Here is a 14726-nt window from a genome sequence, read left to right on the forward strand (position 1 = left end):
GTCACGGGCGGCGCCGAGGGCGGGGTTTGCGCCTATGATCGACAAGCGACCCAGGAGCGGAGACAAGCCATGCTGAACGACGCCAGCGCGCTGCTGTTCCCTAATTTCGAGCCCTTCCGGCACCGCATCGGCGAGGTCGAGATCGCCGGCGTGCAGGGCGGCTCCGGCCCGCCGCTGCTGCTGTTGCACGGCCATCCGCAAAGCCACCTGATCTGGCACCGGGTGGCGCCAACGCTGGCCGACCACTTCACCGTGATCGCCACCGACCTGCGCGGCTACGGCAGCAGTTCGGCGCCGCCGGGCAACGCCGGGCATGAGCACTACAGCAAGCGCGCCATGGCGCAGGACCAGGTCGGGCTGATGGCGAAGTTCGGTTTCACGCGCTTTGCGCTGTGCGGCCACGACCGCGGCGCGCGCGTGGCGCACCGGCTCTGCGCCGACCACCCCGAAACCGTGAGCCGTGCCATGCTGCTCGACATCGCGCCCACGCTGGCCATGTACGAGCGCACCAGCATGGCCTTTGCCGCGGCCTACTGGCACTGGTTCTTCCTGATCCAGCCCGCGCCGTTCCCCGAGACGCTGATCAACGCCGAGCCCGAGTTCTACCTGCAGAAGCTGGTCGGCCTGCGCCACGCCGGCCCGAGCCCGTTCGCCCCGGACGCGATGGCCGCCTACGTGGCGGCCATGCGCGACCCGGCGCGGGTGCACGCCATGTGCGAGGACTACCGCGCCGCCGCCACCATCGACCTTGAGCACGACCGCGCCGACCGCGAGGCCGGACGCCGGCTGGCGCTGCCACTGCGCGTGCTGTGGGGCGAGCACGGTGTGGTGGCGCGCTGCTTCGAGCCGCTCGGGCTGTGGCAGGAGGTAGCCGCCGATGTCAGCGGCAAGGCGCTGCCGTGCGGGCACTACCTCCCGGAAGAAGCCCCCGAACCGCTACTTGAGGAAATGCTCGGTTTTTTCCGTTGAGCAGCGCCACATGTCGCAAAAGCGTGCCTTTGCGGCCGATCCCTGCCTGTTTCCGGATTTCCCGCCATATGCCGCGGATTGCAGGCGGGTTAGCCCCTATACCTGCGCATTGTCTGGAGTTGCTAACATCATCCCCCGCCCTTGCGGTTTACCGCAGGGGCAGCGGCGCCAGCCGGTCATGGTCCAAGCGCGGCTAGTGAGACCGCGCCAGAGCGCCCCCGCACGAGCAGGGGCCAAGCCGGCGGCAATGCATTGCAAGACGGGTATTGAAGGAACCAGGAGAAGAGAGCATGAAACGAGTGGCAAAGACGATCGCGGCCGCGCTGGCAGTCAGCGCGATGGGCGTGGCGGCAGGCGTGTACGCGCAGGAATTCCCGGGCGGCAAGCCCATTTCGGCCGTGGTGCCGTTCTCGGCGGGCGGCCCGACCGACAAGGTCTCGCGCGAACTGACCGCGATCATGTCCAAGCACCTGGGCGCGACCATCGTGATCGAAAACCTGGGCGGCGCCGGTGGCACCATCGGTGCCAAGAAGGTGGTCCAGGCCAAGAACGACGGCCACACCGTGCTGATCCACCATATCGGCATGGCCACGGCCCCGGCGCTGTACCGAAACCTGGGCTTCGATCCGCTGAAGGACTTCGAGATGGTCGGTGAAATCGCCGACGTGCCGATGATCCTGGTCGGCAACAAGCAGCTGCCGCCGAACAGCTTCAAGGAACTGGTGCCGTATATCAAGGCCAACGCCGCCAAGCTGTCGCTGGCCAACGCCGGCATCGGCTCGGCCTCGCACCTGTGCGGCCTGCTGTTCCAGAGCGCGATCCAGACCGAGCTGACCACCGTGCCGTACAAGGGCGCGGCGCCGGCGCTGACGGATATCCTGGGCGGCCAGGTCAACCTGCTGTGCGACCAGACCACCAACCTGGCCGGCCACCTGAAGGCCCACTCGGTCAAGCCGTACGCAGCCATGCAGGCGCGTCGCGTGGAGGCGTTCAAGGACGTCCCGACGGCAGCCGAACAGGGCATGCCTAACGTGGAAGTGAAGGTCTGGCACGCCATGTACGCGCCCAAGGGCACGCCCAAGCCGGTGATCGACAAGCTGTCGGCCGCCCTGCAGAAGGCCGTGGCCGACCCGGCGTTCCGCGCCAAGATGGCCGAGCTGGGCGCCGAAGCGGCGTCGGCACAGCGCGCCACGCCGGAATCGCTGCGCACCTACCTGACCGCCGAAATCAACAAGTGGACCCCGGTGATCAAGAAGGCCGGCGTCTATGCCGACTGAGCGGACTGATCGGATTGCCAGGGCGCATCGCTTGAAGTGATGCGCCGGGCGCCATGGAAGGGCCATGCGGCAACGCATGGCCCTTTTTGCATCTGGGGGGAGGCGCACGAGGCGCAGCGGCAGCCCCGCGCCCGGCGTCCTATAGTGGTCAGACGCCCGCGCGGCGCGCCGCCTGGGTGGCCCGGCGCACGAAAGGGCTTGAAACGGCCGGGGGCGTCGCCAACTACGGTCGTGACATATTCACGGAAGCCACCATGGAACAGTATCACGGCACTACCATCGTCAGCGTTCGCCGCGGCAACCAGGTCGCACTTGGCGGTGATGGCCAGGTCACTCTCGGCAATATCGTGATGAAGGGCACCGCACGCAAGGTGCGCCGCATCTACAACGGCAAGGTGCTGGTCGGGTTTGCCGGCAGCACGGCCGATGCTTTCTCGCTGCTCGACCGCTTCGAAGCCAAGCTGGAAAAGTACCAGGGCAACCTGACCCGCGCCGCGGTCGACCTGGCCAAGGACTGGCGTTCGGACCGCGCGCTGCGCCGGCTGGAAGCCATGCTGATCACCGCCGACCGCGACACCACGCTGGTCATCACCGGCAACGGCGACGTGCTCGACCCCGAGGGCGGCATCGCCGCGATCGGCTCGGGCGGCGCGTACGCGCAGTCGGCCGCGAAGGCGCTGATGGAGAACACCGAGATGGCGCCGAAGGACGTGGTCGAGAAAGCGCTGACCATCGCCGGCGAGCTCTGCATCTACACCAATACCAACTTCGTCATCGAGACGCTGGAATAAGCGAAGGCGGCAACGCGCGCCCTACTGAACGGATACCATGTCGCACACCATGACCCCGTCGGAAATCGTTTCCGAACTCGACAAGCACATCATCGGCCAGGACAAGGCCAAGAAGGCCGTGGCGGTGGCGCTGCGCAACCGCTGGCGCCGCCAGCAGGTGGCCGAGCCGCTGCGCCAGGAAATCACGCCCAAGAACATCCTGATGATCGGCCCGACCGGCGTCGGCAAGACCGAGATCGCGCGCCGCCTGGCCAAGCTGGCCGACGCGCCGTTCATCAAGATTGAAGCGACCAAGTTCACCGAGGTGGGCTATGTCGGCCGCGACGTCGACACCATCGTGCGCGACCTCGCCGAGATGGCGATCAAGCAGACGCGCGAATCCGAGATGAAGAAGGTGCGCACCAAGGCCGAGGACGCGGCCGAGGACCGCCTGCTCGACGTCCTGCTGCCGCCGCCGCGCGATATCGGCTTCTCGCAGCCGGAAGAGAAGGATTCCAACACGCGCCAGGTGTTCCGCAAGAAGCTGCGCGAGGGCCAGCTGGACGACAAGGAAATCGAGCTGGAACTCGCCGCCGGCGTGCCGAGCATGGACATCATGGGCCCGCCGGGCATGGAGGACATGACCGAGCAGATCCGCTCGATGTTCGCCGGCCTGGGCCAGGGCAAGAAGGCGCGCCGCAAGATGAAGGTGAAGGAAGCCTTCAAGCTGCTGGTCGACGAAGAGGCCGCCAAGCTGGTCAATGACGAGGAGCTCAAGCACAAGGCCATCGCCAACGTGGAGCAGAACGGCATCGTATTCCTGGACGAGATCGACAAGATCGCCAGCCGCAGCGAAATCGGCGGCGGCGAGGTGTCGCGCCAGGGCGTGCAGCGCGACCTGCTGCCGCTGGTGGAAGGCACCACGGTGAACACCAAGTACGGCATGATCAAGACCGACCATATCCTGTTCATTGCCTCGGGCGCGTTCCATCTGTCCAAGCCGAGCGACCTGATCCCCGAACTGCAGGGCCGCTTTCCGATCCGCGTGGAACTGGAGTCGCTGTCGGTGCAGGACTTCGAGGCCATCCTGACGCAGACCGATGCCAGCCTGACCAAGCAGTACCAGGCGCTGCTGAACACCGAAGAGGTCAACCTGGTGTTCGCGCCGGACGGCATCCGCCGACTTGCCGAGATCGCGTTCTCGGTCAACGAGAAGGTCGAGAACATCGGTGCGCGCCGTCTGTACACGGTGATGGAGCGGCTGCTGGAGGACCTGTCCTTCCACGCCACCAAGTCGTCGGGCGAGACCGTGACGATCGACGCGGCCTATGTCGACCAGCGCCTCGGCGACCTGGCCGGCAACGAAGACTTGTCGCGCTACGTGCTGTAAGCGGGCACGCAGGGCCGGAACAAGAAGGGCGCATCACGATGCGCCCTTTTTTTGTCGGGTCGCGGCTGGAATTTGTTGTCAGTACGTATCCGCCTGCCACATCGCGGTAAGCATCGTAAGCATTGGTAAGCACACTGGCGCACCCGCGCGCGGCAATGAGACCCTTGCGCACCTTGACGGTCGATTGACCGGTGCGGGAGCCACCGCATCCCACTCAAACCACTGCCAGGAGAAACCAATGGTCAACTACAAGACCCGCCGCGTGGTGCTTGCCACCGGAGGCTTGCTGGCCGCACTGGCCGCGGCCACGGCATTCCTTTGCATCCGTCCCGCCGTGCCTGCCGTGCAGGCAGCCGAAGTCACGCAGGCCAAACCGGCCACACCTGCTGCACAGGCCAGCGCGCGCGGCGCCGCCAAGGCCGCGGCCGCCACGCTGGCGCTTGAAGCCGGCGCGCTGTTCTCGCTGTCGGACCGGCATGCGGGCGATGCCATGCGCATCGTCGCGCAGGGCGATACTGCCGAGTCCAGCGAAGGGCTGGACTGGGAACACGTGCAGCTGCGCCTGTAAGCGCGGCAGCCGCAATCCGGTTTCCCTACCCTTCTACCGCGACACCGGCCGCTTCCCCAGCTTGCGCTGCAAGGTACGCCGGTGCATGTTCAGCGCCCGCGCCGTGGCGGAGATATTGCCGCCATGCTCGGCCAGCACGCGCTGGATATGTTCCCACTCGAGCCGCGCCACCGACAGCGGCACCGGCTCTTCCAGCGCGGCCTGCGCCGCGTCTTCCGACACCCCCGCCATCAGCGCAGTCAGGATCGAATCGACATTGGCCGGCTTGGCCAGGTACTCGTCCGCGCCTTGCTTGACCGCCGCCACCGCGGTGGCGATGCTGGCATAGCCGGTCAGGATCAGGATGCGCGCGTCCGGCAGCGCCTGGCGCAGCGGCGCGACCAGCTGCAGGCCGGATTCGGCCGGCGCGGTGCTGCCGGCCTCGGGCGGCGGCTCAAGGTGCAGGTCGAGCGTGACGTAGGCAAAGTCGGTTCGGCCCGCCAGCGCCAGCGCGGTGCGGCCGTCATGGGCCACTTGCACGGCGTAGCCGCGGCGCATGAGCGCGCGTGCCAGCGTGCCGGCAAAGACTTCGTCGTCGTCGATGACAAGGAACGAAGTGCCCGCCGGCGCGGTGGCTTCGGGAACCGGTTGGAAGGTGTCGGTCATGGTCAGGAGTCGCGCGTGGGTTCAGGATGCGCTGCGCGCACGCGGCGCCGATAGCGTAGACAGTGCGGGCAGCCGCAGCTCGGCCACGGTGCCGCCGCCGGAGCGGTCGCGCCAGCCCAGTTCGCCGCCCATCTGGCGCGCGCCACTCTGCGCCAGGTACAGGCCGATGCCCTGGCCGCCGTGCTGGCTGGCCACCGGCATTTCGCCGAGCTGGCCGCGCAGTGCCTCGGGAATGCCGTCGCCATGGTCGGCGACGCGGAACGACAGCCACGGCGCCACGTGTCCCGGCTCCATGGCGATTTCCAGCTGCAGCGGCCGGCTGGAGCGGCCGGCGTTCTGCTGGGCGCGCGCGGCGTTGTCGAGCAGGATGGTCAGGATCTGGCCGACGCGCGCGGTCTCCACCGGCTGCGCGCCGGCGCCCGGCGTGGCGCTTGCCTGCAGGCTGGCGTTGGGATGGCGCAGCTGCCAGCGCTCGGCAAAGGCCGGCAGCCAGGCGTCCAGGCGCTGCGGCGCCAGCGTGGCCGAGTCCTCGCGCAGCCGCGCCAGCGTGGTGCGGCACAGCGCCAGCTGCTGCTCGACGGTCTGCAGGTCGGGCAGGTAGCTGCGGATCGGCGTGGCGCCCAGCGCCGCGTCGGAGGCATCGGCGCGCAGCTCGCCGGCGATCACCGCCAGCGTCGCCAGCGGCGTGCCGATCTCATGCGCCACCGCGGCGGCCTGGCCGTTGAGGTCTTCCACGCGCGCCTCGCGCAGCAGCTGCTCGCGCGCCAGGTTCAGCTGCGCCTCGCGCTGGCGCAGCACGCCCGACAGGCGCGCGACGAACATCGCGATCATCACCGCGCTGGCGACGAAGTTCAGCCACATGCCCGCCAGGTGGTAGTTCACCGCGTTGTCGGGGTTGTGCAGGTCCAGCGGCACGTATTCGAACAGCAGCACCGTGTAGCAGGCGAGCGCATAGACCGCCAGCGCGAGCACCTGCCGCCACGGCAGGATGGCCGCGGCGATGGCGAGGCCCGGCAGGTAGAACGACACGAAGGGATTGGTCGCGCCGCCGGTGTAGAACAGGATCGCCGACAGCGCGGTCAGGTCCACCAGCAGCTGCCCCATCAGTTCGGCTTCGCCGGGCGCCGTGTTGCGCCGCGTGTGCTGGCGCAGGCGCAGCGCCGTGATCAGGTTGAACAGCGCCTGGAGCCCGAGCACCACCATCAGCGGCCCATACGGCAGCCGGATGCCGGCGATCGGGTCGCAGGCCAGCAGCGTCAGCGCCTGCCCCGACAGCAGCGCCCAGCGCAGCCAGAACAGCCGCCGCAGCGTCACCTGGCCGTGGCGCGGCGAGCTGGCGGCCGGCAAGGGCGACAGGAAGGGCAGGTCAGGCAAGCGGGATGAGGGGGATGAGGGGGGCACGGCTGCGGCGGTGGTCATGGCGCGAGTGTATCAATGCGGCCGGAAGGTGCCGGCGCGTGCGACACCTTGCCGCATTGGCGGCGCGCCGCCGCGGCTGCCAGACTAGCCGGCTTTGGCCGGCCCGCATGCCCTGGCATGCCTGCACGCGGCGCGCGGTGCCATGTTCTAATCTCTGCTTTCAGGAGAGACAACGATGCAAGCCAAATTCCGCGCGGCCACGCTGGCCGCATCGATTGCCGCACTGGCCACGGCGCTGGCGTCCGGGGCCGCGCTGGCCCAGGTCGACGTCAGCAACGCCTGGGTGCGCGGCACGGTGCCGACGCAGGCCGCTTCGGGCGCGTTCATGGTGCTGCATGCGCACGAGAACGCGAAGCTGGTGGGCGTCTCGTCGCCGGTGGGCGAGGCCGAGATCCACGAGATGAAGATGGAAAACAACGTGATGCGCATGCGGCAGGTCAAGTCGCTCGACCTGCCCAAGATGAAGGACGTAGAGCTGAAGCCGGGCGGCTACCATGTGATGCTGATGGGCCTGAAGAGCCAGCTCAAGAAGGGCGACACCGTGCCCATCACGCTGAAGATCGAGCAGGGCGGCAAGGTGACCGAGCAGAAGGTCAACGCCGAAGTGCGCGACATGGTGCCGGGCGGCGGCCACGCCGGCCACGGCGATCACATGCACTGATCAGCAGAAGCCAGGCCTGGCCCTGGCCGCCAGCCATCATGGCCAACAAGCAGCACGGCACGCGTCAGAAACTGGTGTTCCGCGGGGGCACGCCGCCCGCACGGCCTGCATCCCCCGAACCGCCGGCAAGGCGCCGTGACGCCCGGCCGCAGCCGCCGGTGCCGGGTGCCGCCAAGCCGGCGCGGCGGCGTCAGCCGCGCAAGCTGATCGGCTCTTCCGATTCCTGACTGGCCGCCGCCGCCAGCACGCGCTCGCGCAGCCAGGCGTGGGCCGGATCGGCTTCGGTGCGCTCGTGCCAGATCATGCTGAAGGTGAAGTCTTCCAGCGCAAACGGCGGCTCGAAGATGGCGTAGCGCGAGTCTTCCTCCAGCGCCGACAGGCTGCGCCGCGCCGTGGTCAGCACCAGGTTGGTCCCGGCGATCAGCGCCGGCGCCACGCTCCAGTGCGGCACCACGCAGGCGATCTTGCGCCGCCCGCCCAGCCTGGCGACCGCGGCGTCGATCGCGTCCATGCGTTCGCTGTGGGTGGCCACCAGCACATGCGAGCGCGCCAGGTAGGCCACCTGGTCGAGCCGGCCGGTGTCGCGCACCGTGGCCGCGTCCACCGCGCAGGCATAGCTTTCCCGGAACAATTCGGCCGACTGCACGCCTTCGGGCTGGTAGCTGAACACGCCCAGCGCCATGTCTATCTCGCCATCGGCCACCTGCGCCGTCATGCCCTCGCGGCTGGCCTGCGACACCACCAGGTCGATATTGGGCGCGGCCTTGCGCAAGGCGCGCAGCAGCCGCGGCAGCACCACCAGCGCACCGTAGTCGGACATCGCGAGGCGGAAGCTGCGGCGCGCGGTGGCGGGCTGGAAGCCGCTCGGCCCCAGCAGGATGCGCACCTGCGACAGCGCTTCGGCCAGCGGGCCGGACAGTTCATGGGCGCGTGCGCTCAGCACCAGGCCGCCCTTGCCGCGTACCAGGATGGGATCGTCGAGCAGCTGCCGCAGCCGCCCCAGCGCATGGCTGACCGCCGGCTGGCTCAGGTGCAGGCGCAGCGCGGCGCGTGAGATGTGGCGCTCGGCGAGCAGTGCTTCAAGCACCACCAGCAGGTTGAGGTCGATTCCGCGTAGGCTATTCATTCGGCGAATATTAAACGTATGAAAGCAGAATTGGGAATTCGCTTTGCGATATTTCAAACTGTCAGGCATCGCAGTTTGCCCTACGGAGCGTGACATGTCAGGCATCCAGTTGCCGAATTCTTTCCCGATTTCCTTGCTGTTGCCCCTAGTGTTGCCCCTTGCCACCGCCGTGCTGGCGGGCGCCGTGATCCCGTTCCAGGCGGGCGCCAACGCCACGCTGGCGCGTACGCTGGGACATCCGCTGGGGGCGACGCTGGTGTCGCTGCTGGTCAGCCTGGCGGCGCTGCTGCCCCTGCTATGGCTGCTGCGCGTGCCGCTGCCCGCGGCATCGGTGCTGGCGCGCGCGCCGGCGTGGACGTGGATTGGCGGGGTGCTGGGGGTGTTCTATATCTCGGCCGCCCTGGTGGTGGCGCCGAAGCTCGGCGCGGCCGGCTTTATCGCCGCGGTGGTGGCGGGGCAGGTGCTGGCCGCGCTGGCCGTCGACCAGTTCGGCCTGGCCGGATTCGCTGTGCGGGCCATGACGCCGGCGCGGCTGGCGGGCGCCACGCTGATCGTGGCGGGGATGCTGGTGATGCAGTGGAGCAGCGCCGGCGCGTCGTCCGGCCCTGTGCCGGCGGTTCAGCCCTCGGCGGGCTCCGGCGCCTGATCGCCGCGCTGGCGCGCCGCCAGGCAGCCGGGGCACAGGCAGTGCTGGCCGGGCACGATGCGCCGTGCCGGCAGCAGCGGCTGGCTGGCGCACCAGCACTCGCGCAGCCCCGCCACGTAGCCGCAGACGAAGCCGGCGCCGCATTGGCTGCAATGCTCGACGGGGCGAAGCTGGCCGGTCAGGACGGTGGCGGGATCGGTCATGGTGCGGGAACTGATACGGCGGGAACTGGTACGGCGAAGCGCAAGACAAACGGCAAAGGCCGCGAAAGAAGCTGTGCTGTTGCGCGAACGGAACGCCGGCGGGCCGCCGTGGTGCCCCGTGCGGCGCTTGCGGGGCGGATGGCCGGACCTGCCCGGGCCGCGGGACTCGCGCCCCGCGCGGTTTCTTGTAAAATCGGCGCCTGCCATAGCCGGATGGCGCACTTTCGGGCGATCCCTGTTGCGCGCTGTTGCGTTTTCCCCCGGCTACGCGGCTGTTAGCCATCATACCTGTTGAATCTCACGGATGTCCCCCATGAACGCCGACAACCCCGGGCCTGCCGCGACTGCGGTGGCCGCCATCGCTCCCGCACTGAAAGCCGAGATCCTCGCCGAGGCGCTGCCGTATATCCGCAAGTTCCACGGCAAGACCATCGTGGTGAAGTACGGCGGCAATGCCATGACCGAAGAAAAGCTCAAGCACGGCTTCGCGCGCGACGTGATCCTGCTGAAGCTGGTCGGCATGAACCCGGTGGTGGTGCACGGCGGCGGCCCGCAGATCGATGAGGCGCTGAAGAAGGTCGGCAAGGTCGGCACCTTCGTGCAAGGCATGCGCGTCACCGACGAAGAGACCATGGAAGTGGTCGAGTGGGTGCTCGGCGGCGAAGTCCAGCAGGACATCGTGATGCTGATCAACCAGTACGGCGGCCAGGCCGTGGGCCTGACCGGCAAGGACGGCGGCCTGATCCGCGCCAAGCGCCTGCAGATGCCCGACCGCGAGAACCCGGGCGCCTTCATCGATATCGGCTACGTGGGCGATATCGAGGCGATCAACCCGGCCGTGGTCAAGGCGCTGCAGGATGACGCCTTCATCCCGGTCATCTCGCCGATCGGCTTCTCCGACGACGGCCAGGCCTACAACATCAACGCTGACGTGGTCGCCGGCAAGATGGCCGAGATCCTGAAGGCCGAGAAGCTGGTGATGATGACCAACATCCCGGGCGTGATGGACAAAAAGGGCAACCTGCTGACCGACCTGACCGCGCGCGAGATCGAAGAACTGTTCGCCGACGGCACTATCTCGGGCGGCATGCTGCCGAAGATCTCGTCGGCGCTGGACGCGGCCAAGAGCGGCGTGCATTCGGTGCACATTGTCGACGGCCGCATCGAGCATTCGCTGCTGCTGGAAATCCTGACCGAGCAGGCGTTCGGCACCATGATCCGCTCGCACTGAGCGGCACCGCCGGGGCGGGCCACAACCGGCTGCCCCGGCATCCCATCATCTCCAGAGTCGCCCGGCGTGCCTACCAGTCTTCCTCCTCCGCGCCGTGTCCGCGCTCGCCTGCGCCGCCGTCCCGCCGGGGACAACTCGGGGCGCACGGTCTGGCTGTTCGACCTCGACAACACGCTGCACGATGCCTCGCACGCGATCTTCCCGGCGATCAACCGGCTGATGACCGCCTACGTGGCGCGCGTGCTCGGTTGCGACGAGGCCACCGCCAGCCGCGTGCGGGTGGACTACTGGCAGCGCTACGGCGCGACGCTGCTCGGCATGATCCGCCACCATGGCGTCGATCCCGCCGACTTCCTGCGCGCGGCGCATGAATTCCCGGCGCTGGCCGGGATGGTGCGCGTGCAGCGCGGGCTGGCGGCGCACCTGCGGCGCCTGCCGGGGCGCAAGCTCCTGGTCACCAACGCCCCGCAGGACTATGCGCGCGCTGTGCTGGACATCGCCGGCATCGGCCATTGCTTCGAGCGCGTGGTGGCGATCGAGCAGATGTGGGTGCATGGCCACCTGCGGCCCAAGCCGGACCGCCGCATGCTGCGGCGCCTGCTGGTGCAGGCGCGCGTGGCGCCGCATCGCGCGGTGCTGGTGGAGGACACCGTGTCGCACCTCAAGCGCTATGCCGGCACCGGCATCCGCACCGCCTGGGTGACCGGCTACCTGCGCACCATGGCGCCGTCGCGCCCGCATGACGTGCCTGGCGCGCCCAATTCGGCGCAAGACGATGGCAGCCGGCGCGATGCGGCGGTCCGCTCGACGCTCGAGGCGGAAGAAGACCGCCGCGCCGGCCACGCCGCGCAGGAGCATTCGGTCACGCTGGTGGCCGCGGAATCACAGGTTCCGCAGGCACCGCAGGCGCAGTCCGGCAACGCGCCTCGCGTGCGGGCCCGCGTGGCGAACCGGCCGGCCTATGTGGACATAAAAGTACAATCGATGCATCAACTCCAACGACGAATGCGGAGAAACGGGTCATGACGCAAAGCAACGGGGACCAGCCGGAGGCAGTCATTGCAGGCGGAGCCGACGAGATGGACACACCCGCGGACACGCCCGCGGCGCCTGCCGCGCCGGCGCGCAAGCGCCCGCGGCCGGGCGAGCGCCGCATCCAGATCCTGCAGACGCTGGCGACCATGCTCGAGCATCCGCGCGGGGAAAAGATCACCACCGCCGCGCTGGCCGCGCGCCTGAGCGTGTCCGAGGCGGCGCTGTATCGCCACTTCGCCAGCAAGGCGCAGATGTACGAGGGCCTGATCGGCTTTATCGAGCAGACCGTCTTCGGCCTGATCAACCAGATTGCCGACAAGGAAGAGCACGGCCTGCGCCAGGCACAGGCGATCGTGCGCATGCTGCTGTCGTTTGCCGAGAAGAACCCGGGCATGACGCGCGTGCTGACCGGCGAGGCGCTGGTGGGCGAGCACGAGCGGCTGCAGGAACGCATCAACCAGGTGGTGGACCGCATCGAGGCCTCGCTGCGCCAGTGCCTGAAGGTGGCAGTGACGCAGGCCGAATTCCCCGCGGATGCCGACATCCCGGCGCGCGCCGCGCTGATCATGGCGACGGTGCAGGGCCAGTGGCACCGCTATGCCAAGAGCGGTTTCCGCAAGTCGCCGTCGGACCATGCCGAGGCGCATCTGCGGGTGCTGCTGGGCTGAAACCGACACGCCGGGCCGATTGCTCTATAATTGCCCGGTCGCGCCGATTTGATGACTGGCTTGCGGGCGCGCGGCAGCTATGGGACTAAGGGACCAAGGGACCAAGGGACCAAGGGACCCCGGTCCGGGCTGCCACTATAAATGCGGCTAAAGAGGTTGGGTCGGCGCCCCATGTCACCACGACAATGATCGCCGGCACGCGGAATCCCGCAAGGAATCCAGTGAATCCCGACTTGGCTGCGATGCTTCACACGCAAATGCCGGTCGGGTTTTTTTATGCCCGTTCGCCGCGGGCCCGGATTCCATGACTGATGTCGCCTTGCCGTCTGCGCCCAGCGCACTCGCCCCGCTGTCGACCGATTCGGTCGGCGTGGTTACGCCGCAGCGCATGCACTTCGCCGAGCCGCTGAAGCTGCGCAACGGCACGTCCCTCGCCGGCTACGACCTGATGGTCGAGACCTACGGCACGCTCAACGCGGCGCGCTCCAACGCGGTGCTGGTGTGCCACGCGCTCAATGCCTCGCACCATGTCGCCGGCGTCTACGCCGACAACCCGCGCGACCTGGGCTGGTGGGACAACATGGTGGGCCCGGGCAAGCCGCTCGACACCAACCGCTTCTTCGTCATCGGCGTCAACAACCTGGGCTCGTGCTTCGGCTCGACCGGGCCGATGAGCGTGAATCCCGCGACCGGCCTGCCTTATGGCGCGACGTTCCCGGTGGTGACGGTGGAGGACTGGGTCAACGCGCAGGCGCGCGTGGCCGACGCGTTCGGCATCACGCAGTTCGCCGCGGTCATGGGCGGCAGCCTCGGCGGCATGCAGGCGCTGGCCTGGAGCCTGATGTACCCGGACCGTCTGCGCCACTGCATCGTGGTCGCGTCCACACCCAAGCTGTCGGCGCAGAACATCGCCTTCAACGAGGTGGCGCGCAGCGCCATCCTGTCGGATCCGGACTTCCACGGCGGCAACTACTACGCGCATGGCGTCAAGCCCAAGCGCGGGCTGCGCGTGGCGCGCATGATCGGCCATATCACCTACCTGTCGGACGAGGACATGGCGGAGAAGTTTGGCCGCGAGCTGAAGGCGGAAGACATCCGCTTCTCGTTCGATGTCGAGTTCCAGGTGGAAAGCTACCTGCGCTACCAGGGCGACAAGTTCGCCGAGTACTTCGACGCCAACACCTACCTGCTGATCACGCGCGCGCTGGACTACTTCGATCCGGCGCTGGCCTATGGCGGCGACCTGACCCGCGCCATCGCGCAGACGCAGGCGAGCTTCCTGGTGGCCAGCTTCAGCACCGACTGGCGCTTCGCGCCCAGCCGCAGCCGCGAGCTGGTCAAGGCGCTGCTGGACAACAAGCGCCCGGTCTCCTACGCCGAGATCGACGCGCCGCATGGCCACGATGCCTTCCTGCTCGACGACCCGCGCTACCACAACCTGATGCGCGCCTACTACGACCGCATCGCAGAGGAGATCGGCGCATGAACGCCCTGGCCAATCCCAATATCCTGGCGCTGCGCCCCGACTTCCGCGCGATCGCGCGCTGGATCGAACCCAACTCCACCGTGCTCGACCTGGGCTGCGGCGACGGCAGCCTGCTGCGCGTGCTGCAGGACGAGCTCGACGTGCAGGCGTACGGCATCGAGATCCGCGACGAAGGCGTGCTGGCGTGCGCGCAGAAGGGCGTGCATGTCATCCAGCAGAACCTGGAAGGCGGGCTGGCACTGTTTGAGGACAAGAGCTTCGACACGGTGATCCTGTCGCAGACGCTGCAGACCATCCACAACACCGCACAGGTGCTGCGCGACACGTTGCGGGTGGGGCGCGAGTGCATCGTGTCGTTCCCGAACTTCGGCTACTGGCCGCACCGGCTGTCGGTGTTCCGCGGGCGCATGCCGGTGTCGGAATCGCTGCCTTACCAGTGGTACAACACGCCCAACGTGCGCGTGCTGACCATCAGCGATTTCGAGGAGCTGGCGCCTACGGTCGGCTTGCGCGTCATCGACCGCGTGGTGATGCACGAGGGCATTACCGTTAACTGGGGCGTCAACTGGCGCGGCAGCCTGGCGGTGTACCGGGTCTGCGCGGCCTGACAGGCTTGGCCCTCCCGCACTGTC

General features: G+C 68.3%; 16 protein-coding genes. 12 read left to right on the plus strand and 4 right to left on the minus strand.

The genetic code is table 11. From position 1 onward, the window contains the following. Positions 1-69 precede the first annotated feature (69 nt). The 5 genes from E1J61_RS33535 (at position 70) to E1J61_RS33555 (ending at position 4974) form a co-directional block, all read left to right on the plus strand. The gene (locus E1J61_RS33535) at positions 70-969 is read left to right on the plus strand and encodes an alpha/beta fold hydrolase (RefSeq protein ID WP_133098132.1); all 900 of its coding nucleotides are present in this window, start codon (positions 70-72) and stop codon (positions 967-969) included. Positions 970-1259: 290 nt separating this feature from the next. Further along, complete coding sequence (locus E1J61_RS33540; RefSeq protein ID WP_133098133.1) at positions 1260-2246, plus strand: tripartite tricarboxylate transporter substrate-binding protein; 987 nt, start codon at positions 1260-1262, stop codon at positions 2244-2246. Positions 2247-2500: 254 nt separating this feature from the next. Next, a complete protein-coding gene (gene hslV / locus E1J61_RS33545) occupies positions 2501-3037 on the plus strand; it encodes an ATP-dependent protease subunit HslV (protein ID WP_012351483.1) in 537 nt (178 codons plus the stop codon). 37 nt (positions 3038-3074) lie between these two features. After that, positions 3075-4406, plus strand: a complete 1332-nt coding sequence (gene hslU / locus E1J61_RS33550) for an ATP-dependent protease ATPase subunit HslU (RefSeq protein WP_133098134.1) — start codon at positions 3075-3077, stop codon at positions 4404-4406. 238 nt (positions 4407-4644) lie between these two features. Continuing rightward, positions 4645-4974 (plus strand): hypothetical protein, encoded by a 330-nt coding sequence (locus E1J61_RS33555; protein ID WP_133098135.1) that lies wholly within the window; start codon positions 4645-4647, stop codon positions 4972-4974. Positions 4975-5007: 33 nt separating this feature from the next. On the opposite strand, the gene E1J61_RS33560 is transcribed toward E1J61_RS33555, so the two are convergent. Next, positions 5008-5619: a response regulator transcription factor gene (locus E1J61_RS33560; RefSeq protein ID WP_133098136.1), complete on the minus strand. Its 612-nt coding sequence runs from the start codon at positions 5617-5619 to the stop codon at positions 5008-5010. A 21-nt stretch (positions 5620-5640) separates the two neighbouring features. Then, positions 5641-7038, minus strand: a complete 1398-nt coding sequence (locus E1J61_RS33565) for an ATP-binding protein (RefSeq protein WP_133098137.1) — start codon at positions 7036-7038, stop codon at positions 5641-5643. Positions 7039-7213: 175 nt separating this feature from the next. Between E1J61_RS33565 and E1J61_RS33570 the strand changes: the two genes are divergently transcribed. Next, complete coding sequence (locus E1J61_RS33570) at positions 7214-7699, plus strand: copper chaperone PCu(A)C (RefSeq protein WP_133098138.1); 486 nt, start codon at positions 7214-7216, stop codon at positions 7697-7699. 190 nt (positions 7700-7889) lie between these two features. Here the strand turns inward: E1J61_RS33570 and E1J61_RS33575 are convergent, their stop codons facing one another. Then, the gene (locus E1J61_RS33575; protein ID WP_133098139.1) at positions 7890-8825 is read right to left on the minus strand and encodes a LysR family transcriptional regulator; all 936 of its coding nucleotides are present in this window, start codon (positions 8823-8825) and stop codon (positions 7890-7892) included. Between the two features lie 94 nt (positions 8826-8919). On the opposite strand from E1J61_RS33575, the gene E1J61_RS33580 reads away from it, so the two are divergent. Beyond that, positions 8920-9471: a DMT family transporter gene (locus E1J61_RS33580; RefSeq protein WP_133098140.1), complete on the plus strand. Its 552-nt coding sequence runs from the start codon at positions 8920-8922 to the stop codon at positions 9469-9471. Here E1J61_RS33580 and E1J61_RS33585 read toward each other — a convergent pair. Beyond that, positions 9444-9674, minus strand: coding sequence for a cysteine-rich CWC family protein (locus E1J61_RS33585; RefSeq protein ID WP_133098141.1), 231 nt, complete (start codon positions 9672-9674; stop codon positions 9444-9446). The two genes, E1J61_RS33580 and E1J61_RS33585, sit on opposite strands and share 28 nt — an antisense overlap. A 313-nt stretch (positions 9675-9987) precedes the next feature. Between E1J61_RS33585 and argB the strand changes: the two genes are divergently transcribed. From argB to metW, 5 genes are all read left to right on the plus strand, one after another. Next, entirely contained in the window at positions 9988-10905 is a 918-nt protein-coding gene (gene argB, locus E1J61_RS33590) for an acetylglutamate kinase (RefSeq protein WP_084254770.1), read from the plus strand. Positions 10906-10971: 66 nt separating this feature from the next. Continuing rightward, entirely contained in the window at positions 10972-11931 is a 960-nt protein-coding gene (locus tag E1J61_RS33595; protein WP_133098142.1) for a pyrimidine 5'-nucleotidase, read from the plus strand. Then, complete coding sequence (gene slmA / locus E1J61_RS33600; RefSeq protein WP_195428588.1) at positions 11928-12608, plus strand: nucleoid occlusion factor SlmA; 681 nt, start codon at positions 11928-11930, stop codon at positions 12606-12608. The genes E1J61_RS33595 and slmA overlap by 4 nt, the downstream gene beginning before the upstream one ends. A 304-nt stretch (positions 12609-12912) precedes the next feature. After that, on the plus strand, positions 12913-14094 hold the full coding sequence (locus E1J61_RS33605) for a homoserine O-acetyltransferase (protein ID WP_133098143.1): 1182 nt from the start codon (positions 12913-12915) through the stop codon (positions 14092-14094). Further along, positions 14091-14702, plus strand: a complete 612-nt coding sequence (metW, locus tag E1J61_RS33610) for a methionine biosynthesis protein MetW (protein WP_063241126.1) — start codon at positions 14091-14093, stop codon at positions 14700-14702. The genes E1J61_RS33605 and metW overlap by 4 nt, the downstream gene beginning before the upstream one ends. Positions 14703-14726: the final 24 nt, after the last annotated feature.

It is taken from the genome of Cupriavidus sp. L7L, assembly GCF_004353535.1.
Taxonomy (GTDB): Bacteria; Pseudomonadota; Gammaproteobacteria; order Burkholderiales; family Burkholderiaceae; genus Cupriavidus; species Cupriavidus oxalaticus_A.

What these genes read in the sequence shown, in the direction of transcription:
- E1J61_RS33570 (WP_133098138.1), top strand. Translation starts at nt 7,214, where the DNA reads ATGCAAGCCAAATTCCGCGCGGCCACGCTGGCCGCATCGATTGCCGCA.
- E1J61_RS33540 (WP_133098133.1), top strand. Translation starts at nt 1,260, where the DNA reads ATGAAACGAGTGGCAAAGACGATCGCGGCCGCGCTGGCAGTCAGCGCG.
- E1J61_RS33575 (WP_133098139.1), bottom strand. Translation starts at nt 8,825, where the DNA reads ATGAATAGCCTACGCGGAATCGACCTCAACCTGCTGGTGGTGCTTGAA.
- metW (WP_063241126.1), top strand. Translation starts at nt 14,091, where the DNA reads ATGAACGCCCTGGCCAATCCCAATATCCTGGCGCTGCGCCCCGACTTC.
- argB (WP_084254770.1), top strand. Translation starts at nt 9,988, where the DNA reads ATGAACGCCGACAACCCCGGGCCTGCCGCGACTGCGGTGGCCGCCATC.
- hslU (WP_133098134.1), top strand. Translation starts at nt 3,075, where the DNA reads ATGTCGCACACCATGACCCCGTCGGAAATCGTTTCCGAACTCGACAAG.
- hslV (WP_012351483.1), top strand. Translation starts at nt 2,501, where the DNA reads ATGGAACAGTATCACGGCACTACCATCGTCAGCGTTCGCCGCGGCAAC.
- E1J61_RS33585 (WP_133098141.1), bottom strand. Translation starts at nt 9,674, where the DNA reads ATGACCGATCCCGCCACCGTCCTGACCGGCCAGCTTCGCCCCGTCGAG.
- E1J61_RS33560 (WP_133098136.1), bottom strand. Translation starts at nt 5,619, where the DNA reads ATGACCGACACCTTCCAACCGGTTCCCGAAGCCACCGCGCCGGCGGGC.
- E1J61_RS33580 (WP_133098140.1), top strand. Translation starts at nt 8,920, where the DNA reads ATGTCAGGCATCCAGTTGCCGAATTCTTTCCCGATTTCCTTGCTGTTG.
- slmA (WP_195428588.1), top strand. Translation starts at nt 11,928, where the DNA reads ATGACGCAAAGCAACGGGGACCAGCCGGAGGCAGTCATTGCAGGCGGA.
- E1J61_RS33535 (WP_133098132.1), top strand. Translation starts at nt 70, where the DNA reads ATGCTGAACGACGCCAGCGCGCTGCTGTTCCCTAATTTCGAGCCCTTC.
- E1J61_RS33605 (WP_133098143.1), top strand. Translation starts at nt 12,913, where the DNA reads ATGACTGATGTCGCCTTGCCGTCTGCGCCCAGCGCACTCGCCCCGCTG.
- E1J61_RS33565 (WP_133098137.1), bottom strand. Translation starts at nt 7,038, where the DNA reads ATGACCACCGCCGCAGCCGTGCCCCCCTCATCCCCCTCATCCCGCTTG.
- E1J61_RS33555 (WP_133098135.1), top strand. Translation starts at nt 4,645, where the DNA reads ATGGTCAACTACAAGACCCGCCGCGTGGTGCTTGCCACCGGAGGCTTG.